This window comes from Burkholderia sp. lig30, from assembly GCF_000687455.2.
In the GTDB taxonomy this organism is placed as follows: domain Bacteria; phylum Pseudomonadota; class Gammaproteobacteria; order Burkholderiales; family Burkholderiaceae; genus Burkholderia.
Genome location: NZ_JGVW01000049.1, coordinates 14,967 through 39,409, shown reverse-complemented (window position 1 = coordinate 39,409; position 24,443 = coordinate 14,967). Strand labels below are relative to the sequence as shown.

24 protein-coding genes and 1 pseudogene are annotated in these 24,443 nt (G+C 68.4%); 10 read left to right on the top strand and 15 right to left on the bottom strand.

Annotated features, from left to right (window positions below):
- Positions 1-51 precede the first annotated feature (51 nt).
- From LIG30_RS03535 to LIG30_RS03525, 3 genes are read left to right on the top strand one after another with little or no spacing between them, the layout of a single operon-like run.
- A complete protein-coding gene (locus LIG30_RS03535) occupies positions 52-276 on the top strand; it encodes a cysteine-rich CWC family protein (protein WP_038709701.1) in 225 nt (74 codons plus the stop codon).
- Between the two features lie 17 nt (positions 277-293).
- The gene (locus LIG30_RS03530; protein ID WP_038709700.1) at positions 294-1,595 is read left to right on the top strand and encodes an ATP-binding protein; all 1,302 of its coding nucleotides are present in this window, start codon (positions 294-296) and stop codon (positions 1,593-1,595) included.
- Entirely contained in the window at positions 1,592-2,134 is a 543-nt protein-coding gene (locus LIG30_RS03525) for a response regulator transcription factor (protein WP_038709699.1), read from the top strand. The genes LIG30_RS03530 and LIG30_RS03525 overlap by 4 nt, the downstream gene beginning before the upstream one ends.
- Positions 2,135-2,270: 136 nt before the next feature.
- On the opposite strand, the gene hslU is transcribed toward LIG30_RS03525, so the two are convergent.
- The 8 genes from hslU to dapF all read right to left on the bottom strand — a co-directional run bounded on the left by hslU (position 2,271) and on the right by dapF (position 10,469).
- Positions 2,271-3,614, bottom strand: coding sequence for an ATP-dependent protease ATPase subunit HslU (gene hslU, locus LIG30_RS03520; protein ID WP_038709698.1), 1,344 nt, complete (start codon positions 3,612-3,614; stop codon positions 2,271-2,273).
- Positions 3,615-3,624: 10 nt separating this feature from the next.
- Positions 3,625-4,161 (bottom strand): ATP-dependent protease subunit HslV, encoded by a 537-nt coding sequence (gene hslV / locus LIG30_RS03515; protein ID WP_038709697.1) that lies wholly within the window; start codon positions 4,159-4,161, stop codon positions 3,625-3,627.
- A 223-nt stretch (positions 4,162-4,384) separates the two neighbouring features.
- The gene (dksA, locus tag LIG30_RS03510; RefSeq protein ID WP_038709695.1) at positions 4,385-4,801 is read right to left on the bottom strand and encodes an RNA polymerase-binding protein DksA; all 417 of its coding nucleotides are present in this window, start codon (positions 4,799-4,801) and stop codon (positions 4,385-4,387) included.
- A 539-nt stretch (positions 4,802-5,340) separates the two neighbouring features.
- The gene (locus tag LIG30_RS03505; protein ID WP_038709693.1) at positions 5,341-6,417 is read right to left on the bottom strand and encodes a CobW family GTP-binding protein; all 1,077 of its coding nucleotides are present in this window, start codon (positions 6,415-6,417) and stop codon (positions 5,341-5,343) included.
- A gap of 166 nt (positions 6,418-6,583) precedes the next feature.
- Entirely contained in the window at positions 6,584-7,828 is a 1,245-nt protein-coding gene (locus LIG30_RS03500; RefSeq protein WP_038709690.1) for a class I SAM-dependent rRNA methyltransferase, read from the bottom strand.
- Between the two features lie 82 nt (positions 7,829-7,910).
- Complete coding sequence (xerC, locus tag LIG30_RS03495) at positions 7,911-8,831, bottom strand: tyrosine recombinase XerC (RefSeq protein WP_038709689.1); 921 nt, start codon at positions 8,829-8,831, stop codon at positions 7,911-7,913.
- A gap of 13 nt (positions 8,832-8,844) precedes the next feature.
- Positions 8,845-9,567 (bottom strand): DUF484 family protein, encoded by a 723-nt coding sequence (locus LIG30_RS03490; RefSeq protein WP_038709688.1) that lies wholly within the window; start codon positions 9,565-9,567, stop codon positions 8,845-8,847.
- A 35-nt stretch (positions 9,568-9,602) separates the two neighbouring features.
- Positions 9,603-10,469: a diaminopimelate epimerase gene (gene dapF / locus LIG30_RS03485; protein ID WP_038709939.1), complete on the bottom strand. Its 867-nt coding sequence runs from the start codon at positions 10,467-10,469 to the stop codon at positions 9,603-9,605.
- Between the two features lie 374 nt (positions 10,470-10,843).
- On the opposite strand from dapF, the pseudogene LIG30_RS24890 reads away from it, so the two are divergent.
- Together LIG30_RS24890 and LIG30_RS03480 are read left to right on the top strand one after the other, a co-directional pair.
- Positions 10,844-11,098 (top strand): annotated as a pseudogene (locus LIG30_RS24890) (type II toxin-antitoxin system RelE/ParE family toxin); the annotation flags it as partial.
- A gap of 351 nt (positions 11,099-11,449) precedes the next feature.
- On the top strand, positions 11,450-11,752 hold the full coding sequence (locus tag LIG30_RS03480) for a HigA family addiction module antitoxin (RefSeq protein ID WP_038709686.1): 303 nt from the start codon (positions 11,450-11,452) through the stop codon (positions 11,750-11,752).
- A 19-nt stretch (positions 11,753-11,771) separates the two neighbouring features.
- On the opposite strand, the gene LIG30_RS03475 is transcribed toward LIG30_RS03480, so the two are convergent.
- Positions 11,772-12,656: a lipid A biosynthesis lauroyl acyltransferase gene (locus LIG30_RS03475; protein ID WP_038709685.1), complete on the bottom strand. Its 885-nt coding sequence runs from the start codon at positions 12,654-12,656 to the stop codon at positions 11,772-11,774.
- A gap of 266 nt (positions 12,657-12,922) precedes the next feature.
- Here LIG30_RS03475 and metK point away from each other — a divergent pair, with 266 nt between their 5' ends.
- Complete coding sequence (gene metK, locus LIG30_RS03470; RefSeq protein WP_038709683.1) at positions 12,923-14,110, top strand: methionine adenosyltransferase; 1,188 nt, start codon at positions 12,923-12,925, stop codon at positions 14,108-14,110.
- A gap of 126 nt (positions 14,111-14,236) precedes the next feature.
- Here the strand turns inward: metK and LIG30_RS03465 are convergent, their stop codons facing one another.
- Positions 14,237-14,587, bottom strand: coding sequence for a hypothetical protein (locus LIG30_RS03465; protein ID WP_038709681.1), 351 nt, complete (start codon positions 14,585-14,587; stop codon positions 14,237-14,239).
- A 353-nt stretch (positions 14,588-14,940) separates the two neighbouring features.
- Here LIG30_RS03465 and LIG30_RS03460 point away from each other — a divergent pair, with 353 nt between their 5' ends.
- Positions 14,941-15,711, top strand: coding sequence for a phytanoyl-CoA dioxygenase family protein (locus LIG30_RS03460; RefSeq protein WP_038709679.1), 771 nt, complete (start codon positions 14,941-14,943; stop codon positions 15,709-15,711).
- Positions 15,712-15,756: 45 nt separating this feature from the next.
- Here LIG30_RS03460 and LIG30_RS03455 read toward each other — a convergent pair whose 3' ends face one another.
- The 3 genes from LIG30_RS03455 to LIG30_RS03445 all read right to left on the bottom strand — a co-directional run bounded on the left by LIG30_RS03455 (position 15,757) and on the right by LIG30_RS03445 (position 18,026).
- Positions 15,757-15,963: a DUF3185 family protein gene (locus LIG30_RS03455; protein WP_038709934.1), complete on the bottom strand. Its 207-nt coding sequence runs from the start codon at positions 15,961-15,963 to the stop codon at positions 15,757-15,759.
- 350 nt (positions 15,964-16,313) lie between these two features.
- Positions 16,314-16,499: a hypothetical protein gene (locus tag LIG30_RS03450; protein ID WP_038709678.1), complete on the bottom strand. Its 186-nt coding sequence runs from the start codon at positions 16,497-16,499 to the stop codon at positions 16,314-16,316.
- A gap of 276 nt (positions 16,500-16,775) precedes the next feature.
- A complete protein-coding gene (locus tag LIG30_RS03445; RefSeq protein WP_038709676.1) occupies positions 16,776-18,026 on the bottom strand; it encodes an MFS transporter in 1,251 nt (416 codons plus the stop codon).
- A 326-nt stretch (positions 18,027-18,352) separates the two neighbouring features.
- On the opposite strand from LIG30_RS03445, the gene LIG30_RS03440 reads away from it, so the two are divergent.
- Both LIG30_RS03440 and LIG30_RS03435 read left to right on the top strand, forming a co-directional pair.
- A complete protein-coding gene (locus LIG30_RS03440) occupies positions 18,353-18,565 on the top strand; it encodes a hypothetical protein (RefSeq protein ID WP_038709675.1) in 213 nt (70 codons plus the stop codon).
- Positions 18,566-18,626: 61 nt separating this feature from the next.
- Positions 18,627-19,658: a serine/threonine protein kinase gene (locus tag LIG30_RS03435; RefSeq protein ID WP_038709673.1), complete on the top strand. Its 1,032-nt coding sequence runs from the start codon at positions 18,627-18,629 to the stop codon at positions 19,656-19,658.
- A gap of 142 nt (positions 19,659-19,800) precedes the next feature.
- Here the strand turns inward: LIG30_RS03435 and LIG30_RS03430 are convergent, their stop codons facing one another.
- On the bottom strand, positions 19,801-21,219 hold the full coding sequence (locus LIG30_RS03430) for a coniferyl aldehyde dehydrogenase (RefSeq protein WP_038709672.1): 1,419 nt from the start codon (positions 21,217-21,219) through the stop codon (positions 19,801-19,803).
- A 203-nt stretch (positions 21,220-21,422) separates the two neighbouring features.
- On the opposite strand from LIG30_RS03430, the gene LIG30_RS03425 reads away from it, so the two are divergent.
- Positions 21,423-23,063, top strand: coding sequence for a GMC family oxidoreductase (locus tag LIG30_RS03425; RefSeq protein ID WP_038709931.1), 1,641 nt, complete (start codon positions 21,423-21,425; stop codon positions 23,061-23,063).
- Positions 23,064-23,082: 19 nt separating this feature from the next.
- Here the strand turns inward: LIG30_RS03425 and LIG30_RS03420 are convergent, their stop codons facing one another.
- Positions 23,083-24,429 (bottom strand): flagellar hook-length control protein FliK, encoded by a 1,347-nt coding sequence (locus tag LIG30_RS03420; RefSeq protein WP_038709671.1) that lies wholly within the window; start codon positions 24,427-24,429, stop codon positions 23,083-23,085.
- Positions 24,430-24,443: the final 14 nt, after the last annotated feature.

Genomic DNA, 24,443 nt, shown 5'->3' with positions numbered 1-24,443 from the left:
GTTATGCTTGAACCGTTGCGCGCCACCGCGCCTTTCGCCTGCCGCCTGGCCATGACCGATTCCTCCGCCGCCCACCGTTCCGCGCCGCCGCGCGCCCGCTGTCCGCGCTGTGGCCGTATCTTCGATTGCGGCGCGCACAGCCAGCCGTTCGTCTGCTGGTGCGCGGCGATGCCGGGCCTGCCCGCCGGCGCGCAGCCCGCGCTCGGCGCGCGCTGCCTGTGCCCGGAATGCCTCGCGGACGACATCGCCCGGCGCGTGTCGGCGGCGCAGGGCTAAACGGGTAAACTGCGCGGATGCAACGAATCACTACTACCGGCCGCGTCAACCTGAGCCACCTGTTCTGGCTCCGCAATCTGGCCATCGTCGGCCAGCTCGTGACGATCGGCGTCGTCCAGACCTTTTTCGGCGTTCATCTTCCGCTGCCCGCGATGCTGATGGTCATCGCGCTCGAAGTCGTGTTCAACGCGCTGACCTGGGTGCGCGTGCTGCGCGCGCGGCCCGAGACCGATTTCGAGCTGCTCGGCCAGCTGTGGGTGGATCTCGGCGCACTGTCGGCGCTGCTGTTCCTGTCGGGCGGCACCACCAACCCGTTCGTGACGCTGTACCTGCCGTCGCTCGCGATCGCGGCGGCGGTGCTGCCGTGGCATCTGATGATCTGGCTCGCGGCGTTCGCGGTCGCGTGCTATGCGTCGCTCGCGTTCGATTCGGTGCCGCTCAACATGGACAACCCGGCGAACCTGTTCGATTATTTCCGCACCGGGATGTGGGTGAACTTCATGGTCAGCGTCGGCCTGATCGCGTGGTTCGTCGCGCGGATGTCGAGCGCGCTGCGCCAGCACGACGCGGCGCTCGGCGAGGCGCAGCAGCGCCTGTTGCGCGACGAGCGGGCGGTCGCGCTCGGTGTGCAGGCGGCGACCGTCGCGCACGAGATGGGCACGCCGCTGTCGACCATCGCGATGCTCACCGAGGAATTGCGCGACGCCGCGCGCACCGACCCGGGGCTCGCCCGCTACGAGGCCGATCTCACGGTGCTCGACGACCAGATGACGCTCTGCCGGTCGGCACTCGCGCGCTTGCGCAGCCGCGCGAGCGCGCCGTCGAGCCGCCAGCCGGTGGACGACTGGCTCGACACCTTCGTCGAGCATTGGCGGCTGCGGCATCCGCACGTGCAGTTCGAATTGCTCGGCCGGCGCCCGACGGGCATCGCGCTCGACGATCCGGTGGCCGCCGGCCAGATCCTGACGATCCTGCTCGACAATGCCGCGCGCGCGAGCCCGCAGTGGGTGACGCTCGCCGCGAAGGCCACGCGCGACGGCGCGGCGGACGGCATCGAATTCGACGTATGCGACGACGGCCCCGGCATTCCGGTTGCGCTGCGCGAGTCGCTCGGCGCGATGCCGGTCGACAGCACGCAGGGCGGCCACGGCGTCGGCCTGTATCTGGCATTCAGCGCGGCGGCGCGGCTCGGCGGCGACATCGAGCTGGCCGACCTGACGCCGCGCGGCACCCGGGCCGTGCTGCGCCTGCCCGTTGCGCGCCACGTGGCCCCCGCCACGCGGCCCAGCCCCAACATGACTGACGGAGAAAACTCATGAGCGACAACAATTTCCTGGTGATCGACGACAACGAGGTATTTGCCAGCACGCTCGCGCGCGGCCTCGAGCGTCGCGGCTACGCGGTCCAGCAGGCGCACGACAAGGAGGCGGCGCTCAAGCTCGCGGCGTCGGCCCGGTTCCAGTTCATCACCGTCGACCTGCATCTCGGCGAGGATTCGGGCCTGAGCCTGATCGCGCCGCTGTGCGACCTGCAGCCGGACGCGCGGATTCTCGTGCTGACCGGCTATGCGAGCATCGCGACCGCCGTGCAGGCGGTGAAGGACGGCGCGGACAACTATCTGGCGAAGCCCGCGAACATCGAGTCGATCCTCGCCGCGCTGCAGACCAACGCGACCGAGGTGCAGGCCGAGGAAGCGCTCGAGAATCCGGTCGTGCTGTCGGTCGATCGCCTCGAGTGGGAGCACATCCAGCGCGTGCTCGCAGAGAACAACAACAACATCTCGGCGACCGCACGCGCGCTCAACATGCACCGCCGCACGCTGCAGCGCAAGCTCGCGAAGAAGCCGGTGCGGCAGTAACGCGCTGCGCGCTTGCCGGTCGCGCGCGCCCGGCGCGTCGCGCGGGCCGGCCCGGCATGCGGCTTCGCGCGGCAGCCGATGAAAAAACGGGCGGCCCGCCGGGCCGCCCGTTTGCATTGCGCGATGCGCAGGCGCGTTACAGCACGTAGCGCGACAGGTCTTCGTCCTGCGCGACTTCGCCGAGCGCACGGTTGACGTAGGCCGCGTCGATCGTCACGCGCTCGCCGGCATGGTTGCCGGCCGAGAACGACACTTCCTCGAGCAGCTTCTCGATCACCGTGTACAGGCGCCGCGCGCCGATGTTCTCGGTCTTCTCGTTGACCGAGAACGCGATCTCCGCGAGGCGCCGGATGCCGTCCTCGGCAAATTCGAGCTCGACGTCCTCGGTCGCGAGGAGCGCCTGATACTGCTTGACGAGGCTCGCGTCGGTCGCGACCAGAATCGCCTCGAAGTCCTTCACCGACAGCGAATCCAGCTCGACGCGGATCGGGAAGCGGCCCTGCAGCTCCGGAATCAGGTCGCTCGGCTTCGCGAGATGGAACGCGCCGCTCGCGATGAACAGGATGTGATCGGTCTTCACCATCCCGTACTTCGTGTTGATCGTCGTGCCTTCGACCAGCGGCAGCAGGTCGCGCTGCACGCCCTGGCGCGACACCTCGCCACCGCCGCCTTCGTGGTTGCGCGACGTGATCTTGTCGATTTCGTCGAGGAACACGATGCCGTTCTGCTCGACGTTCTGCACGGCCTTCGTCTTCACTTCCTCTTCGTTGAGCATCTTCGCCGCTTCCTCGTCCGTCAGCAGCTTCAGCGCTTCGTTGATCTTCACCTTGCGGCGCGTCTTCTTGCCGCTGCCCAGGTTCGAGAACATCGAGCGGATCTGCTCGGTCATCTCCTCCATGCCCGGCGGCGCCATGATGTCCATGCCGATCGTCGGCTGCTCGAGGTCGAGCTCGATTTCCTTGTCGTCGAGCTGGCCTTCGCGCAGGCGCTTGCGGAACGTCTGGCGGGTCGCGTTGTTGTCGTCGTTCGCATGCTCGGCGTTCGAGCCGAAGCCGACCGCGCGCGGCTGCGGCAGCAGGATGTCGAGGACGCGGTCCTCGGCCTGGTCCGTCGCCTTGCTGCGCACCTTGCGCATTTCCGCCTCGCGGGTCTGCTTGACCGAGATCTCGATCAGGTCGCGCACGATGCTGTCGACGTCGCGGCCGACGTAGCCGACCTCGGTGAACTTGGTCGCCTCGATCTTGATGAACGGCGCGTCGGCGAGCTTGGCCAGGCGCCGCGCGATTTCCGTCTTGCCGACGCCCGTCGGCCCGATCATCAGGATGTTCTTCGGCGTGATTTCCTGGCGCAGTGGCTCGGCGACCTGCTGGCGGCGCCAGCGGTTGCGCAGCGCGACCGCGACGGCCTTCTTCGCGTTGTCCTGGCCGATGATGTGCTTGTCGAGTTCCGAGACGATCTCGGCAGGGGTCATGGTGCTCATTGCGCTGTCCTTACTCGATCGTTTCGATCACGCGGTTGTGGTTCGTGTAGATGCACATGTCGCCGGCGATCTCGAGCGCCTTCTCGACGATCTCGCGCGGCGACAGCTCGGTGTTGTCGGCGAGCGCGCGGGCCGCGGCCTGCGCATACGCGCCGCCCGAGCCGATCGCGCAGATCCCGCCTTCCGGGTCGAGCACATCGCCGTTGCCGGTGATGACGAGCGTCGTGCTTGCGTCGGCCGTGATCAGCATTGCCTCCAGGCGGCGCAGCATCCGGTCGGTGCGCCAGTCCTTCGCGAGCTCGACGGCCGCGCGCGTCAGGTTGCCCTGGTGCTTCTCGAGCTTCGCCTCGAAGCGGTCGAGCAGAGAGAACGCATCGGCGGTGCCGCCCGCGAAGCCGACTAGTACCTGGTTGTTGTAGATGCGCCGCACTTTCCGCGCGCCGCCCTTCATGACGATATTGCCGAGCGTCACCTGGCCGTCGCCGCCGAGCGCGACTTGGTCGCCGCGTCGGACGGAAACGATGGTCGTGCCGTGAAATTGCTCCATCTGCGTTCCTCGATAAAAGCGGGGGGGAGGCGGCAGCGCGCCGCGCCGCCGCGTGAATCCCGGTGCGCCGAAGCCAGCCGTCCGGCGCGCATTCGTTTTATTTTAGGGCGCACGCCGCGATATCAAGAGCGCGGCCGGGACGATTTGGACGAGGAAAAACAAAAAGCGCGCGGAAGTCCGCGCGCTTTCGTGAAGCAGCGTGTCTTGGCGGAACGCCGGCCGTTCAGTCGCCGAACAGCTTCTGGCGCAGCTCGCGGCGCTCCTGCGCCTCGAGCGACAGCGTGGCGGTCGGCCGCGCGATCAGGCGCGGAATGCCGATCGGCTCGCCGGTTTCTTCGCACCAGCCGTAATCGCCGGCTTCGATGCGGGCGAGCGATTGCTGAACCTTCTTCAGGAGCTTGCGCTCGCGATCGCGCGTACGCAGTTCGAGCGCGTGCTCTTCCTCGATCGTCGCGCGGTCGGCGGGATCGGGAACGATCACCGTCTCGCGGAGGTTCTCGGTCGTCTGGCCCGCATTGTGGAGAATTTCCGCCTGCAATTGTTCGAGCCGAGCTTTGAAGAAGGCGAGCTGATCCTCATTCATGTAATCCTTGTCGCTCATCTTCAGGATTTCGGCTTCGGTCAAGAGTTTCTTAGTCATCTGCTTGCTTCTTCAATGTGCGGCAAATCACAGATATTGCCTGCACTTTGGGATTACCCGCAACTGCGCGCACGATGTGCGATGCGCGGCGGCGGGGCCGAAAGCCTCTGGAAACCGGTTCTCAAATGCCGGGACATGCCCGGCGCCGACTTGCGCGCGCGGCGAACCGGTGTGCTGCGCGGCAGGTCGCATCGGTCGCGGCCCGGGTAGGGTGCACGCGATCCGGAGCGGGTGCGATTCCCGGATATTTGTTCTGCAAGAACCGGGCCTGTTTTATGCCGCTTTCCAGCGGGCACGTATTGTAACTGAATCGCAAGCCTGCGCCGTATCGGGTCGATCCCCCGTCGGCTGCGCCAATATCTTGAAAATATAACCTGCAAATCGCGAAAAAGCGATGACGGTAAAACCGCCGTGTGCATGCGACACCGTGCCGCCCGACTGCCGGCGCGGCGGCAGTTGGCGCATGACGCGCAGCGGTGCGGGCCGGAGGAGCGGGCGCGCGGCGCGTCCGCTTCAGGCCCGCGCTGCGCGCGCGGGCGTCACGCGAGGCAGGCGTCGAGACCGTCGGTGATGAGATCCTGCGGCAGGTCCACGCCGATGAACACCATCTTGTTGGTCTTCTTCTCGGCCGGCAGCCACTTCGACGCGAGGTCGCTGCCCATCATCTGGTGCACGCCCTGGAACACGACCTTGCGGTCGACGCCCTTCATGAACAGCACGCCCTTGTAGCGCAGCATCCGCTCGCCGTAGATCTGCAGGATGCCGCCGAGGAAGTCCTCGAGCTTGTTCGGATCGAACGGGCGGTCGTTGCGGTAGACGAACGACTTGATCTTGTCGTCGTGGTGCGCGTGATGATGGTGATGCCCGTGATCGTGATCGTGGTCGCAATGGCCGTGATCGTGATCGCAATGCGCATGATCGTGGCCATGGTCATGGCCGTGGTGCGGGTGCGCGTGATCGTCTTCCGCGAGGAAATCCGGATCGATCTCGAGCTTCGCGTTCAGGTTGAAGCCGCGCAGGTCGAAGATCTCCTTGATGTCCGCGTCGCCGAAGTTGACGACCTTGACCGTCGCCTTCGGGTTCATGTGCAGCAGGCGGTGCTTGAGCGCGGCGAGCGTCTGGTCGTCGACGAGGTCGGACTTCGTGAGGAACAGGCGGTCTGCGAAGCCGACCTGGCGCTGCACGACCTCGTGCTCGTCGAGCTGCGCGTCGGCGTGCTTCACGTCGACGAGCGTGATGATCGCGTCGAGTAGGAAGTCGTCGGCGATCTCGCTGTCGATGAAGAAGGTCTGCGCGACCGGGCCCGGGTTCGCGAGGCCGGTCGTCTCGATCACCACGCGGTCGAAGCCGAGCTTGCCGTCGCGCTTTTTCGCGGCGAGCTCGCCGAGCGCGCGCGCGAGGTCGCCGCGGATCGTGCAGCAGATGCAGCCGTTGCTCATCTGGATGATCTGCTCCTGCGTGTCCTGCACGAGGATCTCGTTGTCGATGTTTTCCTCGCCGAACTCGTTTTCGATCACGGCGATCTTCATGCCGTGCTGTTCGTTCAGGATGCGCTTGAGCAGCGTCGTCTTGCCGCTGCCGAGGAAGCCGGTGAGGATGGTGACGGGAATGGCCATGTCGATCGCCTGTGGTTCGTGAATCGGGGTCGGGGTCAAAACCAGATGAAGGTTGCGCCGGCGGCCCGGGGGCCGGACGCACAACCATTCATTGAAACATACCTGTCAAGCGCCCGCTGCCGGCCGAATGGCCGACGGGCGCGGCTGGCAGCGCAGATCGGGGCGTTCAGACGATTTGCAACAGCAGCCCCTTCAAATATTCGCCTTCCGGAAACGCGGCCAGCAGCGGGTGGTCGACGCCCGCGCCGAGCCGCTTCAGGATGCGCGCGTCGACCTTCGCGTCGGCGGCCGCGCCCGCGACGATCTTCTGGAACAGGTCCATGTCGATCGCGCCGGAGCACGAGTAGGTGAACAGCAGGCCGCCCGGACGCAGCAGCTTGAAGCCGCTCAGGTTGATGTCCTTGTACGCGCGCGCCGCGCGGTCGACGCTGTCGCGCGTCGGCGCGAATTTCGGCGGGTCGAGCACGATCAGGTCGAAGCGTTCGCCTTCGTCGACGAGGCGGCGCAGCGTCTTGAACGCGTCCGCGTCGAGCCAGGTCGCGCGCGATGCGTCGAAGCCGTTCGCCACCACGTTCTGCTGCGCGATCGCGAGCGCGTCGCCCGACGAGTCGATCGACACGACACGCGCAGCGCCCCCCTTCATCGCGGCGAGCGAGAAGCCGCCGGTGTAGCAGAAGCAGTTCAGCACGTCGCGCTCGCGCGCGTATTGCGCGACCAGCGCGCGGTTGTCGCGCTGGTCGACGTAGAAGCCGGTCTTGTGGCCGTTGAGCACGTCGACGTGATAGCGCACGCCGTTCTCGTTCGTGATCAGCGTCGCGGGCGGCGGGTCGCCCGCCAGCACGCCGGTCGTCTGCTCGAGACCTTCCTTTTCGCGGATCGACACGTCCGAACGCTCGTAGACGTTCGGGCAGCCGGTCGCGCCGACCAGCGCGGCGACGATCGCGTCCTTCCACGCTTCGACACCCGCCGCCATGAACTGGCAGACGAGCTGGCCGCGCGGCGTGGCGCCGGCCGCGGCGGTTTGCTCCGCGGCGTCGCCCGACGGGAGGGGCGCCTCGACGTAGTAATCGACGATCAGCCCCGGCAGCCCGTCGGCTTCGCCGAACACGAGCCGCACCGCGCCCGTGCCGGTCACCATCGCCTGGCGATGCGCGACCGCACGCTGCACGCGTCGCTTGAAGAACGCGTGATCGACCGGCTCGTTCTCGTCGAAGCTCCACACGCGCACGCGGATCTGCGAGTGCGGGCTGTACGCGCCGCGCGCGAGAAAGCGGCCGTCGTGCGCGCGCACGATGACGGTCGCGCCGGAGGCCGGCTTGCCGTCGACCCGGTCGATCGCGTTGGCGTAGATCCACGGATGGCGGCGCAACAGCGATTTGTCCTTGGACGGTTTGAGCGTAACGGTATGCATGGCTGGTTCGGATAAGGCCGCGTCCGTCGGGGACTTTCCCGGAGCGTCGGGCGCGGCGGAGACAATCGGAAACGACGGCGCGTCAGTCGCGCTTTTTCGCGCGCGGATGCGCGCTGTCGTAAATCTTTGCGAGATGCTGGAAATCGAGCGACGTATACACCTGTGTCGCCGAGATGCTCGCGTGGCCGAGCAGCTCCTGCACGGCGCGCAGGTCGCCGCTCGATTGCAGCACGTGCGTCGCGAACGAGTGGCGCAGCACGTGCGGATGGACGTTCGCCGGAATCCCGGCCGCGCGCGCCGCGCGCTTCACGCGCTCGCGCACCACGCCCGGCGACATCCGGTTGCCGCGCACCGACAGGAACAGCGGATGCGGATCGTGCGTGACGAATTCGCCGCGCACCGCGAGCCATGCGCGGAGCGCATCGATCGCCTTGCGGCCGACCGGCACCTTGCGCTCCTTGTTGCCCTTGCCGCGCACGGTCACCTCGGCTTCGGCGAGATCGATCCAGCCTTCGGAGCGATAGCCGCCGGCCTCCGTGTAGGCGGCGTCGAGGCCGACCAGCTCGGCGAGCCGCAGGCCCGACGAGTAGAACAGCTCGATGATCGCGTGGTCGCGGATGCCTTCGGTCGTGTCCGGCAGCGGCGTGTCCATCAGCGTCGCGGCGGCGTCGACCGACAGCGCCTTCGGCAGCGTCTTCGGGCGTTTCGGCGCGCGTACCGCGGCGACCGGATTGGCGGGCATCTCGACCTGCTGCGCGAGCCAGCGGTAGAACGCCCGCCACGCGGACAGCCGGTGCGAGATCGAGCGCGCCGACAGTCCGCCCGCATGCGCGCGCGCGACCGCGCCGCGCACGTCGGCCGCGCCCAGCGTCTCGAGCGGACGCGCGCCCGCGAGCTTGCGCAGCTCGTCGAGCTCGTGCGCGTACGCGCGCAGCGTGTGATCCGACAGCTGCCTGACGTGCTTCAGGTTCGACAGGTAGGCGGCGATCGGGTCGTCGGTCATCGTGCGCGAAACCTCAGTGCGGCAGGAGGCGCGTGAGCGCGGCGCTCGCGAGCGAGCCGATCTGCGTGAGGAAATCGGTCGCCATGCCGTCATGGAAACGGCGCGGGTCCGGCGAGCCGAGCACGAGCATCCCGAACGCAGGCGCATCGGCGGCCGCCTGCGGCGCGCGCAGCGCGAGCAGCGCGACCGACGCAGCCGGGCCGTCGGCCGGCCGCCCGGCGGTGCCGTCTGCCGCGCTCGCGACCGACGCGGCTGCGGCGGGGGCCAGCCACTGTGCGGCCTCGAAGCCGGCGTTCGCGCCGCAGTAAGGCGCGATGAGGCCGTTTGCGAACAGCCGCACCTCTTCGCCGACGTGGCGCGCGAATTCCGCCTGCGCGTAGGTGTCGGCGACGTCCCAGAGGCGCAGCGCCGTCTGCGGTACGTCGAACACGTCGGCGAGCCCGTCGGCGATCACGCGCGGCAGCGCGTACGGATCGCGCTCGGCGATCACGCGCGCGGTCCAGCTGTTGAATTTCACCGTGAGGCCGTCGTTTTCATGGCCGTAGCGCAACAGCTCGGCCAGACGGCGCTCCAGGTGCTTGTTCTTGTCGCGCAGCATGTCCATCTGCCGTTCCTGCAGCGAAATCGCCGCCTTGCCGTACGGGTTCGCGAGACGGATCGTGGCGAGCAGCTCGGCGTGCTGCGCGAAGAATTCGGGGGTGGCGAGCAGGTAGTCGGCGACTTCGCGATCGTTCATGTGGCAGGGGAGGCTCATTCAGGGCAATCAGGGAATCAGGCGGGCAGGTCGATCTCGCCTTCGAAAACGGTCGCGGCGGGCCCGGCCATCAACAGCGGCGCGGCTTCGTCGCGCGCGCCGTCCCAGTCGATCGTCAGCGTGCCGCCGTGCGTGTGGACCGTGACGGGCGAATCGAGCAGCCCGCGCCGGATGCCGGCGGCCACCGCCGCGCATGCGCCGGTGCCGCACGCGAGGGTTTCGCCCGCGCCGCGCTCGTAGACGCGCAGCTTCACTTCGTGACGCGACACGATCTGCATGAAGCCGGCGTTGACCCGCTGCGGAAAGCGCGGATGCAGCTCGACGAGCGGCCCTTCGGCGTGCACCGGGTACGCTTCGGCGTCGTCGACGATCTGCACCGCGTGCGGGTTGCCCATCGACACGGTCGAGATCCAGCGCGTCGCGCCGTTCACGTCGAGCGGCCAGAGCGTGTCGCGGCCTTCCGGGCGGCCTTCGAGGCCGGCCGCGTCGAACGGCACGCGCTCGGGCGCGAACACCGGCGCCCCCATGTCGACGATCACTTCGCCGTTGTCCTGCATCGTCAGCGTGATGACGCCGTGCTTCACTTCGACGCGCACGCTGCGCTTGTCGGTCAGGTGCCTGTCGCGCACGAACTTGACGAAGCAGCGCGCGCCGTTGCCGCAGTGCTCGACCTCGCCGCCGTCGCAGTTGAAGATCCGGTACTTGAAGTCCGCGCCGTCGACGGTCGGCTGCTCGACGAGCAGCAGCTGGTCGGCGCCGATGCCGAAATGACGATCGGCGAGCGCGCGCACCTGCGCTTCCGTGAGCGCGAGCGCGCGGGTGTAGCCGTCGAGCACGACGAAGTCGTTGCCCGCGCCATGCATCTTGGTGAACGAGAGTTTCACGTTGTCCCGCAATTCCTTGGCAATTGAGGCGCGCGGCGCGAGCGGGGCGCCCGCCCGCGGCAGCCGGATGGCCCGCTTTTTCGCGCAGGCCCAAACGCGAATGATACATGCAGCGCCGGGGGCCGTCCCGGGCTGCCGGCGCGCGGGGCGGCAGCAGGTCGGCATCGCGCGTTGGCCGATCGGCGCGTTGTGGGGCGCACGGCGGCGCGATTACTCTGGCCGGGCATCCATCGCCCGATGGAGCGAAATCCGCGGCCGGGCGTGCGGTCCGGGCGGCGCTTGCCGGATTGACGTCGAGCCGGCCTGTATGTATAGTGAAACGCTACGCTATACAGCCAGGTCGGCGGCCGCAACGACTCGAATGCGGGAGGCCAATGATCAAGTCATGGCAACACAAGGGACTGGAAGCGTTCTTTTTCGATGGAAGCCGGGCGGGCATCAGGCCCGACCATGCGCCGAAGTTGCGGCGTCAGCTCGCCAGGCTCGATGCGGCCGAATCGCCGCAGGACATGAACGTGCCGGGCTGGAATCTGCATGGTCTCGCGGGCGGGCTGGCCGGCCACTACGCCGTCAAGGTCAACGGCAACTGGAGGCTGACGTTCGGGTTCGAAGGAACCGACGCCGTCCTAGGGCCTGTTCACGCTAATAACGGGCTTGCGCTGGCCGCCAGAAGGGCCGAGCGCGAGGAATGCGACGAAGCGAATACTCGACGTATTCGCGAGGAGCATGACGCGGCGATCGGCCCTTCTGGCGGCCAGCCCCACGAAGGAATTTTTCAAAGACAGGGGAACGAGCCTTGCCGGCCGCATTGCGGCGTCGGTCGTCGCTTGTTTGGCTCGGCCAAACGGCGCTCCTCCCTCCTTGCACGCGCCCGCAGGAAGTCCCCTTGGGGGACAGCCGGCAAGGCTCGTTCGCAAGCCCGTTATTAGCGTGAACAGGCCCTAGTCGATTACCTGGACTATCACTGAGGTACGTCAAACATGATTCGCATGTTCAATCCGCCGCATCCGGGCGAAACGCTCCGGGAGGACATCCTTCCGTCGCTCGGCCTGACCGTGACCGAGGCCGCCGCGCAGCTTGGCGTGACGCGCGCAGCCCTGTCCCGCGTGCTGAACGGTCGCGCCGCGATCTCGCCTGAAATGGCGCTGCGCATCGAGGGGTGGCTCGGAGAGGAAAACGGCGGGCGCGCCGATCTCTGGCTGTCGCAGCAAGCCGCGTACGACCTCTGGCAGGCGCGCGCGAAGGGCATGCCGAAGGTCATGCGCGCGCCGGCGCGCGCGTGACGCCGCCCGCGCGGCCCGCTCAGTAGACGCCCGGCTCGCCGGGCGGACGGGTCTTGAAGCGCTTGTGGACCCAATAGTATTGCTCGGGCAGCAGCGGGATCTGCTCTTCGAGGAACGCGTTCATCCGGCGCGCGTCCAGGTCGTCGTCGCCGGTCGGGTAGTCGGCCCACGGCTTGAACACCTTGAGCCGGTAGCCCTTGTAGTTCGGCAGCACCTCGCCGATGAACGGCACCACCTGCGCGCGGCCCGTCTTCGCGAGCCGGCCCACCGCGGTCAGCGTGCAGGCGGGCACGCCGAAGAACGGCACGAAGGTCGAGTTGCGGACCCCGTAATCCATGTCGGCGCCGAGCATCACCGGCTTGCGGTCGCGCAGCCAGCGCAGCACGACGCGCGCGCTCTCGGCGCGGCCGACCATCTCGGCGTCGAACCGCCCGCGGGCGCGTTTTGCCTCGGCTTCGAGGATCGTGTTCGAGAACGGCTGGTACAGCGAGCCGCAGCGGCGCTGCAGCGAACGGTTGAGCCAGAGCGAGCCGGCCTCGATGCCGACGAAGTGCAGCCCGAGGAACAGCGTGGGCGGCAGGTCCGGATCGGTGAGGTCCACCGCGCTGTCGATCTGGATCAGCTTCTCGAGCTTCTTCTCGGAGCCGAACCATTGCACGCTGCGTTCGACGTAGCTGCGGATCGCATGGCGGAAATGCAGCCCGGCGATTTCCTCGCGGCGCGCGTCGCTCCACTCGGGAAAACAGAGTTTCAGATTGGTATGTACGATGCGCTTTCGCCGGCTCGGGATCTGGTACAGCAGCCAGCCCAGACCGTCGCCGAAACGGGCCGTCAGGCCGTACGGCAGCAGGGCGAGCAGCTTCAGGAAACCGATGGCGAGATGCGTGCCGAGGCGGCCTAGCATGCGAAACCTCCGTCGATCCGGCGGGCCGGCGCGTTGCAATGAGGGTTGAGTGACAGCGGAAGATACGACACGGGCAACGCTCTGTGACAATTCTGGAAACCCGCTATAATACGGGCTTCGCCGAGTTAACTGACAACTTGCGGGGCGAAGCCGGCTGGCGCGAAGCGCGCTCTCCGGCAGGGTTGATCCGCTAAAGCGTCGCCGCTTCAGGCTAACCAGAAGCTGGCTACGTGAACTCAACCGTAACCAAACAGGAGCCTGAAAAAGTGGCAAACGATTATCTCTTTACGTCCGAGTCCGTCTCTGAAGGCCATCCGGACAAGGTCGCGGACCAGATCTCGGACGCGATTCTCGACGCCATCCTCGCGCAAGACAAATACTCCCGCGTTGCCGCCGAAACGCTGTGCAACACGGGTCTCGTCGTGCTGGCCGGTGAAATCACCACGACGGCCAACATCGACTACATCCAGATCGCGCGCGACACCATCAAGCGCATCGGCTACGACAACACCGATTACGGCATCGACTACAAGGGCTGCGCGGTGCTCGTCGCATACGACAAGCAATCGCCGGACATCGCGCAGGGCGTGGACCGTGCGCATGACAACAACCTCGATCAGGGCGCGGGCGACCAGGGCCTGATGTTCGGCTACGCGTGCGACGAGACGCCGGAACTGATGCCGCTGCCGATCTACCTGTCGCACCGCCTCGTCGAGCGCCAGGCGAACCTGCGCCGCGACGGCCGTCTGCCGTGGCTGCGTCCGGACGCGAAGTCGCAAGTCACGATCCGCTACGAAAACGGCAAGCCGCACTCGATCGACACCGTCGTGCTGTCGACGCAGCACGCGCCGGAAATCGAGCTGTCCACGCTGCGCGAAGCGGTGATCGAGGAAATCATCAAGCCGACGCTGCCGGCCGACCTGATCAAGGGCGACATCAAGTTCCTGGTGAACCCGACCGGCCGGTTCGTGATCGGCGGCCCGCAAGGCGACTGCGGCCTGACCGGCCGCAAGATCATCGTCGACACCTACGGCGGTGCAGCGCCGCACGGCGGCGGCGCGTTCTCGGGCAAGGATCCGTCGAAGGTCGACCGCTCGGCCGCGTACGCAGGCCGCTACGTCGCGAAGAACATCGTCGCGGCAGGCCTTGCGTCGCGCTGCCTGATCCAGGTGTCGTACGCGATCGGCGTCGCGCAGCCGACCTCGGTGATGGTCAACACGTTCGGCACCGGCCGCGTGTCGGACGCAACGATCACGAAGCTGGTGCGCGAGCACTTCGATCTGCGTCCGAAGGGCATCGTCCAGATGCTCGACCTGCTGCGCCCGATCTACGAAAAGACCGCCGCTTACGGCCACTTCGGCCGCGAAGAGCCGGAATTCTCGTGGGAAGCGACCGACAAGGCGCTCGCACTGGCCGAAGCCGCCGGCGTGGAGCCGGCAGTGCAGGTCGCGTAAGCATCGCGCGCCGCACGGCAACAAAAAACCCCGGCCTGGCCGGGGTTTTTTGTTTGGGGCGGGCATTGGCGCGGGGGCGGCATCGTGTGCCGGCCCGATGCGCGATGCGCGTGGCCGTCGCGGCGTTTATCGTGCGCCGAACGCGAACCAGCCGGCGCTTGCCGCGAGGCGGCGCGGACGGTTGACGCGGCGTTGCGGCCCCTGCGCGCGGCGCAGTTCGAGCACGCGCAGCGACGACGGCTTCTGCAGCAGCGAGCGCAGGCCGTTGCGGCGTGCGATCGCGTGCGTGCTCATCATCGACAGGAACGCGTGGAACCACGCACGGATGCCGTCGAGCCGGGCGTGCTGCTGCGCCTGCTCGGCAAGCGCCTGCGCCCGCGTGCGATGGTGACGCAGCGCGCGCATCGCACGATGCGGAGCGGAGGGCACCACGCGCTTCGCGGCGCGGCTGAGACGGGAGGTCAGGCGGAATGGCATGTGAACGGTACTTCGCTTGAGTAATGTCGCGCTCATGGCGCGCGGGAATGTAAGCAGCCTTATCGGGCGCAGCGCATGTTACCGAACCGCGCCGCGTCGCGCGCCCGCCAGAATTGACAGGCTCGCGCAGGCTACAGGCGATTCGTGACGCGCAAAAGTCGCGGATAACCCTTGTGCCGCAACGCGCGCGGCGTGTTCCGGCGCGGCTGCGAGGGCGTCCGGGCGATCCGTGCGTCCTTTGCGTTAGATCAAGTGGCGCACCGGCAATTCCCGGGGCCGGATGCAGATGCCGCGCGCACCATCCGGCTCCGTTTTACAATCGAAACATTCACAAGAAATACATCGAGCATCCCATGTCTTCATTGCAGTCGGAATCGATTCGTGCGCAGGTCGCGGAACTGCGCGAGCGCGGCTTCGTCGTGTCGCCCGGGCTCGTCAGCGCCGAGCAGTGCGCGGCGCTGAAGCGCGTCGCCGAGCGCCAGTTGCAGGACGCGGCGCAACCGGTCGAATTCGAGGCCGATCTTCGTTATCCGGGGGCGCCCGAGTCGAAACACGCGCCCGGCGGCCACACGGTGCGGCGGCTGCTCGACGCGTACGCGCGCGATCCGGCGTTTGCCGCGCGCGCGACCGCGCCCGAGATCGGCGAGTGGATGCGGGTCTATTTCGGCGAGCAGCCAGTGCTGTCGCGCGCGCATCACAACTGCATGATGACGAAGCACCCCGCCTACGGCAGCCTGACCGGCTGGCATCGCGACGTGCGCTATTGGTCGTTCGAGCGGCCGGACCTGGTGTCGGTGTGGCTCGCGCTGGGGCCGGAGACCGACGAGAACGGCGCGCTGTGGCTCGTGCCGGGGTCGCATGGCGCGGAATTCGGGCCGGAGAGTTTCGATGCCGCGAAGTTCTTCCGCAGCGACCTGCCGGTCAACCGGACGGTGCTCGACGCCGCGGTGTGCCCGACGCTGAAGGCGGGCGACGTGGTGTTCTTCCACTGCAACACCCTGCATTCGGCGGGCCAGAACCGCTCGGACCAGGTGAAGTTCTCGCTCGTGTTCACCTATCACGGCGCGAGCAACCGGCCGCTCGAGGGCACGCGCTCCACGTCGAAGCCGGAAGTGCCGTTCTGACCGGAGCCGTGCGGCGCGCGAGTCGCGCCGCCGCACCGGCGCGGGTCAGCGCTTGCTGCCTGGCACGGTGAGGCCGATCAGGCCGGCGAGCGTCGCGGCCACGCCGCCGGCGATCAGCAGGATCGTCTTGGTCGACGGCGAGCCGGTCAGCACGCGTGCGACGTCGTCGTTGATCGAATGAAACGACTGGCCGCCGAAATACAGCAGCACGACGCCGCCGACGAGCAGCGCAACCGAGATAGCCCGGGTCATACAAGCCTCGCTGAAACGATGAATCAAGACGCCGGAGTGTAAGGCGAGCGGCAGCATCGCGTCCATCGCCGCGCGCACGCGCGCATGGGGCGATGGCGCTTGCGCTTCACGCAACGGGCGCAAGCGCGGCGATGCCGGAGCGTTGTCGCCTGTATTTTGCGATCCAGGCGGACGAACGCGCCGCGACCGGTCTGCGCAGAGAAACGCTGCGGCAATCCGTGGGAAAGGGCATTCACCGGGCGGCCTGCCCCACGAAGGAATTTTTCAAAGGCAGGGGAACGAGCGTTGCCGGCCGCATTGCGGCGCGCGGGCGGCGCGCGCCGCCCCGCCGCCGCGGCGGGATCGCGCCGTCAGATCAGCGCGGGGAGACCTTCGACCAGCAGCATCGCGACCCCGACGCCGAGGATCGCACCGATCACGCGCAGCAGGTTGTGGCGGAACCGCGTGTGGCACGGCACGGCGCCGAGGAACAGCGCGCCGGCAAGCGCCATCGGGATGAGCAGGATAAAGTCGCCGATCGTGAAATAGGTGGTCATGCGTGTCTCCGGTATTTGTTTTGGCCACCTCGCGGATGCCGGAGGCGGTTAATTCGAGTATAGGAAACGACGCGTCGTTTTTCGCTATCCGAACCATTAAAAATCAGTCGAAAACACGACGAAGCGCATGTGCTGCCTGCGTGTGACGCGAACGTCTTGCAAATGTGTTTCGATTTGCTTTCGTTTCGGTGCGGGGCCGATGCGGGGCGCGAGGCGCCGGCCATCGCCGGCGCTCGCGTCGCGGCGCTGCATTGGGTTACGGACGCCCGGCGCGCGCTACGCGGCGCCCGTGCGCTCGCGGCGGCGCAGCCACAGCGCGGCCGCGAGAGCGGCGGCGAGCAGCGTCGCGACGAGACCCGCGACACCCGGCCAGCCGCTCGCGCTCCAGAAATGGCCGCCGAACGAGCCGACGAGGCTCGATCCGAGGTAATACGCGAGCAGGTACAGCGCGGCGGCCTGCCCCTTGCCCAGCTTCGCGAGGCGGCCGACCCAGCCGCTCGCGACCGAGTGCCCGGCGAAGAAGCCGAACGTCACGCATGCGATGCCCGCGGCGATCGCGGCGACCGGATGCAGCAGCGTGAGCGCGACGCCCGTCAGCATGATGCCCACGCTGGCGATCAGCACCCGGCCGCGGCCGAGCGAGTCGGCCATCCGGCCGGACCACGGCGACGCGACGACGCCGACCAGGTAGACGACGAAGATCGCGCCGATCGTCGCCTGGCTCATCGTATACGGCGGCGCGAGCAGGCGGTAGCCGATGTAGTTGTACAGCGTGACGAAGCTGCCCATCAGCAGGAACGCCATCGCGAACAGCACCGGCAGCTCGCGGCGGCCGCGCAGGTGGCGCGCGAGCGACGCGCGGTGATGCGCGAGATCGAGGCCGCGGCGCGGCGTGAAGTGGCGCGACGGCGGCAGCAGCGCGCGAAACGCGAGCATCGACGCGAAGCCGAGCACACCGATCGCGCCGACCGCGATGCGCCATGTGAACAGGTCGGCGAGCACGCCGGTGATCACGCGCCCGGCCATCCCGCCGATCGCGGTGCCGCCGACGTACAGGCCCATCGCGAGGCCGAGGCCGTCCGGATGCACTTCCTCGGCGAGATAGGCCATCGCGACGGCCGGCACGCCGCCGAGCGCGAGCCCGACGAGCGCGCGCAGCACGAGCATCTGGTGCCAGTGCGGCGCGAACGCCGCGCCGAGCGTGAGCAGCGACGACAGCGTGAGCGATGCGGTCATCAGCCGGTGGCGGCTCAGGCTTTCGGACACGAAGCCCGCGACGAAGACCGCGAGCGCGAGCGCGGCGGTCGAGAACGACAGCGCGAGGCTGCTTTGCGCGGGGCTCACGCCGAATGTCTTCGAGAATTCCGGCAACAGCGGCTGTACGTAGTAGAGCAGCGAGAACGTCGCATAGCCGGCGAACAGCAGCGCGACGCTCGCGCGCCAGTAGCTGCGGGAGCCGCGTTCGAGATAGGCGCCGGGGGCGGCAGGGGGCGGCGTGCGGGACGCCGTCCCGGATGGGGCGGTCACGCGGAATCTCCAGGGCGATACGGAAACCCGGAACGATACGCCGGTTGCGCGATTCGCGTCGGCTGCCGGAGCGCGGCGGGCGGAAACACGGGCCGTTGCGATCGACAGGGTATGATGAGGGCGTCCGGGGCGCAAGCGCGCCGGCGACCGAGTGGTTGATTCGATACATCCAGCGAATTCGCGGCACTTTGGCCGCTTCTTTTTCTTTTCGCGCTTCGATAAACCGTGAACAATGGGACACGCGCGGCGCTCGCCACGAGCGGCGGCGCGGATCGAGCATTTCCCGGCCATGCGGTCCAGGCCGGTTACAAGAATGGGGAAACATCATGCATGTCGGGTCGATTGTCTGCACAACCCATATCGCGGTGCCGAAAGGCGCGCGCGGCATCGTCCAGCGCATCCTGGGCGACATGGCAATGGTGACCTGGTACGCGGGCGTGCCGGGCGAGTCGAAGGAGCTCAACACCGAACCTTTTTTTCTCGAGGACCTGATCGATACCGGCGAATCCGTGCTGCCGACGGGCGCCGCGCTGCACTGAGCGCCTGCCCATCGAGCGCCCGCCCGGCGAGCGCTCGTCTTTCGGCCCGGCTGACGGCACAATGCGTGGCATGAACGAAGCTCAATCCACCTCCGCCGCCCCCGCCGGGCCGCCCTTCGCCGGCCTGACCCCCGAGTGCGTGCTCGACGCGCTCGACAGCGTGCTGATGCCGGCCGGCCAGCGCACCGACGGCCGCCTGCTCGCCCTCAACAGTTACGAAAACCGCGTCTATCAGGCCGGCATCGAAGACGGCCCGCCGATCGTCGCGAAGTTCTACCGGCCGCATCGCTGGTCGGACGAAGCGATCCTGGAGGAACACGCGTTCGTCGCGGAGCTCGCCGCGCGCGAGATCCCGGCGGTGCCCGCGCGCGTCTTCGACGGCCGCACGCTGCACGCGTTCGACGGCTTTCGCTTCTCGATCTTCGAGCGGCGAGGCGGCCGCGCGCCCGATCTCGACCGGAGCGACACGCTCGAATGGCTCGGCCGCTTCATCGGCCGCATTCACGCGGTCGGCGCGACCCGACCCTATGTCGCGCGGCCGACGCTGGACATCCGCTCGTTCGGCTATGAGCCGCGCGACTATCTGCTCGCGCACGACTTCATTCCGGCCGACGTCCGGCCCGCCTACGAGACCGCGGTGGCGCTCGCGCTCGAAGGTGTCGAGGCCGCGTTCGAGCGTGCGGGCGAGATACGCCTGTTGCGGACGCACGGCGACTGTCATCCGAGCAACGTGCTGTGGACCGACGCCGGCCCCCATTTCGTCGACTTCGACGACAGCCGGATGGCGCCGGCGATCCAGGATCTGTGGCTGCTCCTGCCCGGCGACCGCGCAGGCGCGTCGCGCGCGCTCGCCGACCTGCTGGCCGGCTACGAGGATTTCTGCGAATTCGAGCCGCGCGAACTGCACCTGATCGAGGCGTTGCGCACGCTGCGCCTGATTCATTACGCCGCGTGGCTCGCGCGCCGCTGGGACGATCCGGCGTTTCCCGCCGCGTTTCCGTGGTTCAACACGCACCACTACTGGGAAGCGCGCGTGCTGGAACTGCGCGAGCAGATCGGCGCGATGCAGGAAGGGCCGCTCTGGCCGGTGTGACGCGTACTGGTGCGGCGTGCCGCTTGCCGGCCGACCGCCGCGCCGACCGCCGACCGCCGACCGCCGACCGCCGACCGCCGACAGCCGGCGCGGCGAGTGAGGCGACGCAGCCGCGCGCCCCACGCTGCGCGCCGCGCCTTGCTCAGAACTTCATCATCAGCTTGATCAGCGCGGCGAAACGCGCGCCGTACGGCGGCGCGAGCAGGTTGCGTGCGTTCACGCGCGCCTGCGTCAGCACCGGCTTCATCTTCGAGAAGGTCACGAAGCCGTCGTAGCCGTGGTACGCGCCCATCCCGCTCGATCCGACGCCGCCGAACGGCAGGCTGCCGCACGCGATGTGCATCAGCGTCTCGTTGATCGACACGCCGCCCGACACGGTCTCGCGCATCACGCGGTCGATCGTCGCGGCGTCCTCGTCGAACAGGTAGAGTGCGAGCGGGCGCGGCCGCGCGTTCACGTACGCGATCGCTTCATCCACCGTCTCGTACGGCACGAGCGGTAGCAGCGGCCCGAAGATTTCCTCCTGCATCAGGGGCGATGCGTCCGGCGCGTGCGTGATCGCGCATGGCGCGAAGCGGCGCGACGCCGGATCGGACGACGCATCGACGAGCGGGTGCAGTTGCGCGCCGGCTGCCTGCGCGTCGCTCGCGAGCCGCTGCAGCCGCGCGAAGTGGCGCTCGGTGGCGATCGACGTGTAATCGGCGTTGCGCGCGAAATCCGGATACATCTTTTCGAGCCGCATGCGCGCCCGCTCGATGAACGCTGCTTCCATGCCGCGCGGCAGCAGCACGTAGTCGGGCGCGATGCAGGTCTGGCCGGCGTTCAGCGTCTTGCCCGCGACGATCGCGTCGACCGCCGCGTCGAAGCGCGCGTCCGGCCCGACGATCGCCGGCGACTTGCCGCCGAGCTCGAGCGTGACGGGCGTCAGGTGTTCGGCGGCGGCGCGCATCACGTGACGGCCGACCTGCGTCGATCCGGTGAACAGAAGGTGGTCGAACGGCAGCGCGCTGAACGCCGCGCCGACTTCGGCATCGCCATTGACGACGGCGACGTGGTCGCGCGAGAAGGTCTTCGCGATCAGCTGCTCGAACAGCGCGGACGTGCGCGGCGTCAGTTCGGACATCTTGACGATCGCGCGATTGCCGGCCGCGAGCGCGCAGATCAGCGGGCCGGCGGCCAGCAGCACCGGATAGTTCCACGGCACGACGATGCCGACGACGCCGAGCGGCTGCGGAATCACTTTCGCGCGCGCCGGGCGCAGCCACTTGTTCATCGGCCGGCGCATCGGCTTCATCCACCGCTTGCCGTGCCTGAGCGCCTCGTCGATCTCTTCCTTCGCCATCCAGATTTCCGACAGCAGCACTTCCTGCTTCGCGCGATGGCCGAAATCCGCGCTGATCGCATCGGCGAGCGCGTCGGCATGGCCGAGCAGCATCGCGCGCAGCGAGCGCAGGTGCGTCGCGCGCGTCTCCCAGGACGGATACGGCGCGCGCAGCCAGGCGGCGCGCTGGTCGTGCAGCAGCGCGGTCAGCGCGGCGAATTCGGGCAGGTCGTTTTTCATGTCGTCTCCTCCAGTTGAGCGTGGCGCCCGGCGGAATCGCGCATCACGAATCCAAGCATCTTAAATTTAGTTCACGCGCACGTTTAGAGGAATCGCTCTTGAATCCGTGCACCGCGCGGGCGTGCGGCATTTCTACAATGCGCGAACACAACGACACAGATCCGGCCGCGCCGGGCGCGATTCGTGACATGAAGGAGACTGACATGTACTACGACTACATCATTGTCGGTGCGGGCTCGGGCGGCGCGAGCCTCGCAGGCCGGCTCGCCGATGCGTGCCCCGATGCGACGATCGCGCTGATCGAAGCGGGCCCGCGCACCGAGCGCAACCTGCTCGTGAACATGCCGGTCGGCATCGCGGCGCTCGTGCCGTTCAAGTTCGGCACCAACTACGGCTACGAGACCGTGCCGCAGCCGGGCCTCGGCGGCCGTCGCGGGTATCAGCCGCGCGGGCGCGGAACGGGCGGATCGAGCGCGATCAACGCGATGATCTACACGCGCGGCCATCCGCTCGACTACGACGAGTGGGCGCGGCTCGGCTGCACCGGCTGGGGCTGGCGCGACGTGCTGCCGTATTTCAGGCGCGCGGAAGGCAACCAGCGCGGCGCGGACGACTGGCATGGCGCGGCCGGGCCGCTTTCCGTATCGGATCTGCGCTTCCGTAATCCGTTCTCCGAACGATTCATCCAGGCCGCGCATGCGGCCGGCTATCCGCTCAACGACGATTTCAACGGCGCGACGCAGGAAGGCGTCGGCTTCTATCAGGTCACGCATCGCGACGGCTCGCGCTGCAGCGTCGCGCGCGCCTACCTCCACGATCGCAACCGGCCGAACCTGAACGTGATCACCGACGCGACCGTGCTGCGTGTCGGCTTCGACGGCAAGCGCGTGATCGGCGTGACGGTGTCGCGCAACGGCCGGGTCGAGACGCTCGGCGCGCGCGCGGAAGTGGTGCTGTCGGCGGGGGCGTTCAACACGCCGCAACTGTTGATGTGCTCGGGGATCGGGCCGGCCGCCGAGCTGCGGCGCCACGGCATCGCGGTCGTGCACGACGCGCCGGACGTCGGCGCGAACCTGATCGATCACATCGACTTCATCATCAATACGCGCGTCGATTCGTCGGATCTGGTCGGCATCTGCGTGCGCGGGATCGCGAAGATGACGCCGGCGCTCGCGCGCTACTTCTCGCGCCGCACGGGGATGATGACGAGCAATGTCGCGGAGGCGGGCGGCTTCATCAAGAGCGATCCTGCACTCGATCGCCCGGACCTGCAGCTGCATTTCTGCACCGCGCTCGTCGACGACCACAACCGCCGGATGCACTGGGGATTCGGCTACTCGCTGCACGTGTGCGCGCTGCGGCCGTTCAGCCGCGGAACCGTGACGCTGGCGAGCGGCGACATGCGCGACGCGCCGCGCATCGATCCGCGCTTCTTCAGCGATGCGCGCGACCTCGAGCTGCTCGTGCGCGGCGCGCAGGCGATGCGCCGCATCCTGTCAGCGGCGCCGCTCGCGTCGATGGGCGGGCGGGAGCTGTACACGCATCCCGGTCAGTCGGAAGCCGAGTTGCGCGCGACGATCGTCGCGCATGCGGACACGATTTATCACCCGGTCGGCACCTGCCGGATGGGTTCGGACGCGCGCGCGGTCGTCGATCCGCAATTGCGCGTGCGCGGCGTAGAAGGCTTGCGCGTCGTCGATGCGTCGGTGATGCCGACGCTGATCGGCGGCAACACGAACGCGCCGTCCGTGATGATCGGCGAACGCGCGGCGGATTTCATCGCGGCCGCGCGCAGGGCGGGCGTGCCGCGTGGGGAGACGGTGAGCGCGGCGCACGGTCGCTGACCGGCGCGCTCACCGGGGCTCAGGCAAACGTATCGACGAGGCCGACGCTTTGCTGGGTCGCGACGGTGGCCGTGGACGCCGCGGCGTCCATCACGGTGCCGCTGCCCGACGACGCGCCGTTGCCGCGCCGTGCCGACTGGCCGCCGCCGAACGCCTGCTGCGCGTTTTGCTGGGACGATGCGAAGCCGCCGTCGCTGACGGTCGTGCTGCCGAGGCCGAGGCCGCCGGCTTCCATCGCCTCGCGCAGCTTCGGCAGCGCGGCCTCGACGGCCTCGCGCACCTGCGCGTGCTGCGACACGAACAGCGCGTGCGCGTGATTGTCGGCGACCCGCAGCACGACCTGCAGCGGCCCGAGATCCGGCGGGTTGAGCGTCAGCTCGGCGCTTTGCTGGTGTGCATTCGACAGGAATACGACCTTCTGGCTCAGCGCTTCCGTCCAGTCGGTGGTGCCGACTTGCGGCGCCAGCGAGTGCGTCGTCGCGGCGGCGCTTGCGGCCGGCGACTGCGCCGCGCTCAGGCTCTGCTGCTGCGCGACGGCCGTCGCCGCGGCGAGCGTCGAGCTGGCCGCATCCGTCGTCGCGTCCTGCGTGGCGGCAAGTGCGTGCGATGCGTCAACCTTCGCGGCGGCGTCGACCTGCAGCGCCGGCGTGGCAGCTGCCTGCGGCTGCGGCGCGGCGAGCGCGTCCTTCGCGTCGGCGAGCGTCTTGCCGAAGGTCGGCGTCTTCTCCGCGAGCGCCGATGCGGTCGACGTCGCGGCCGGCTGCGCGGCAGCCCCGCTGACCGACGGCACCGTCACCCCGCCGCCGCCCGTGAGCTTCGCGAGCGCTGCGTGCAGCGCGTCCTGGCTCGTCGACGGGGTGCCGGCGCCGGCGGTTTGCGAGGCATCCTGCGCGGTACCCGCAACCGCATTCGCGACCGTCTTCGCCGCGCCGGCGAGCATCTGCTGCGCGTCGGTGGCGGCCTGCGCGACCGTCGACGCCGCGTTCGCGACGGTCGTCGCCGCGTCGGGGCGCGCCTGCAACTGGGCCTGCACCGCTGCAGCGGCGGCGAGCGCGGCGGCATCGGGATTCACGTCGCCGGTCGTGGTGTCGTCGTGGGACTTGCCGTCGGACTTGCCGGACGGCTTCGTGCCGTCCGCCACCGTCGACGTCGAGCCCGACGCCGCATTCGACGACGATGTGCTGCCCGACGCAGCCGAATTGTGCGAGGTGACGCTTTGCTGCAGCGTCTGCGCGAACGGCTGCGGGCTCGCTGCCGACGCGCCGCTCGCGGCGGCGGACGAATCGGACGCGCTGGCCTGGCGGACGGCCTTGATCGCGGCGCTGGCGGTGTCGATCAGCGCGCCGAGCATGGACAGTGAAGGCATGGGGTATCTCTCGG

Excerpts from the sequence above, each read along its gene's own strand:
- LIG30_RS03535 (WP_038709701.1), top strand. The coding sequence starts at position 52 with ATGACCGATTCCTCCGCCGCCCACCGTTCCGCGCCGCCGCGCGCCCGC.
- LIG30_RS03530 (WP_038709700.1), top strand. The coding sequence starts at position 294 with ATGCAACGAATCACTACTACCGGCCGCGTCAACCTGAGCCACCTGTTC.
- LIG30_RS03525 (WP_038709699.1), top strand. The coding sequence starts at position 1,592 with ATGAGCGACAACAATTTCCTGGTGATCGACGACAACGAGGTATTTGCC.
- hslU (WP_038709698.1), bottom strand. The coding sequence starts at position 3,614 with ATGAGCACCATGACCCCTGCCGAGATCGTCTCGGAACTCGACAAGCAC.
- hslV (WP_038709697.1), bottom strand. The coding sequence starts at position 4,161 with ATGGAGCAATTTCACGGCACGACCATCGTTTCCGTCCGACGCGGCGAC.
- dksA (WP_038709695.1), bottom strand. The coding sequence starts at position 4,801 with ATGACTAAGAAACTCTTGACCGAAGCCGAAATCCTGAAGATGAGCGAC.
- LIG30_RS03505 (WP_038709693.1), bottom strand. The coding sequence starts at position 6,417 with ATGGCCATTCCCGTCACCATCCTCACCGGCTTCCTCGGCAGCGGCAAG.
- LIG30_RS03500 (WP_038709690.1), bottom strand. The coding sequence starts at position 7,828 with ATGCATACCGTTACGCTCAAACCGTCCAAGGACAAATCGCTGTTGCGC.
- xerC (WP_038709689.1), bottom strand. The coding sequence starts at position 8,831 with ATGACCGACGACCCGATCGCCGCCTACCTGTCGAACCTGAAGCACGTC.
- LIG30_RS03490 (WP_038709688.1), bottom strand. The coding sequence starts at position 9,567 with ATGAACGATCGCGAAGTCGCCGACTACCTGCTCGCCACCCCCGAATTC.
- LIG30_RS03480 (WP_038709686.1), top strand. The coding sequence starts at position 11,450 with ATGATTCGCATGTTCAATCCGCCGCATCCGGGCGAAACGCTCCGGGAG.
- LIG30_RS03475 (WP_038709685.1), bottom strand. The coding sequence starts at position 12,656 with ATGCTAGGCCGCCTCGGCACGCATCTCGCCATCGGTTTCCTGAAGCTG.
- LIG30_RS03465 (WP_038709681.1), bottom strand. The coding sequence starts at position 14,587 with ATGCCATTCCGCCTGACCTCCCGTCTCAGCCGCGCCGCGAAGCGCGTG.
- LIG30_RS03460 (WP_038709679.1), top strand. The coding sequence starts at position 14,941 with ATGTCTTCATTGCAGTCGGAATCGATTCGTGCGCAGGTCGCGGAACTG.
- LIG30_RS03455 (WP_038709934.1), bottom strand. The coding sequence starts at position 15,963 with ATGACCCGGGCTATCTCGGTTGCGCTGCTCGTCGGCGGCGTCGTGCTG.
- LIG30_RS03450 (WP_038709678.1), bottom strand. The coding sequence starts at position 16,499 with ATGACCACCTATTTCACGATCGGCGACTTTATCCTGCTCATCCCGATG.
- LIG30_RS03440 (WP_038709675.1), top strand. The coding sequence starts at position 18,353 with ATGCATGTCGGGTCGATTGTCTGCACAACCCATATCGCGGTGCCGAAA.
- LIG30_RS03435 (WP_038709673.1), top strand. The coding sequence starts at position 18,627 with ATGCGTGGCATGAACGAAGCTCAATCCACCTCCGCCGCCCCCGCCGGG.
- LIG30_RS03430 (WP_038709672.1), bottom strand. The coding sequence starts at position 21,219 with ATGAAAAACGACCTGCCCGAATTCGCCGCGCTGACCGCGCTGCTGCAC.
- LIG30_RS03425 (WP_038709931.1), top strand. The coding sequence starts at position 21,423 with ATGTACTACGACTACATCATTGTCGGTGCGGGCTCGGGCGGCGCGAGC.
- LIG30_RS03420 (WP_038709671.1), bottom strand. The coding sequence starts at position 24,429 with ATGCCTTCACTGTCCATGCTCGGCGCGCTGATCGACACCGCCAGCGCC.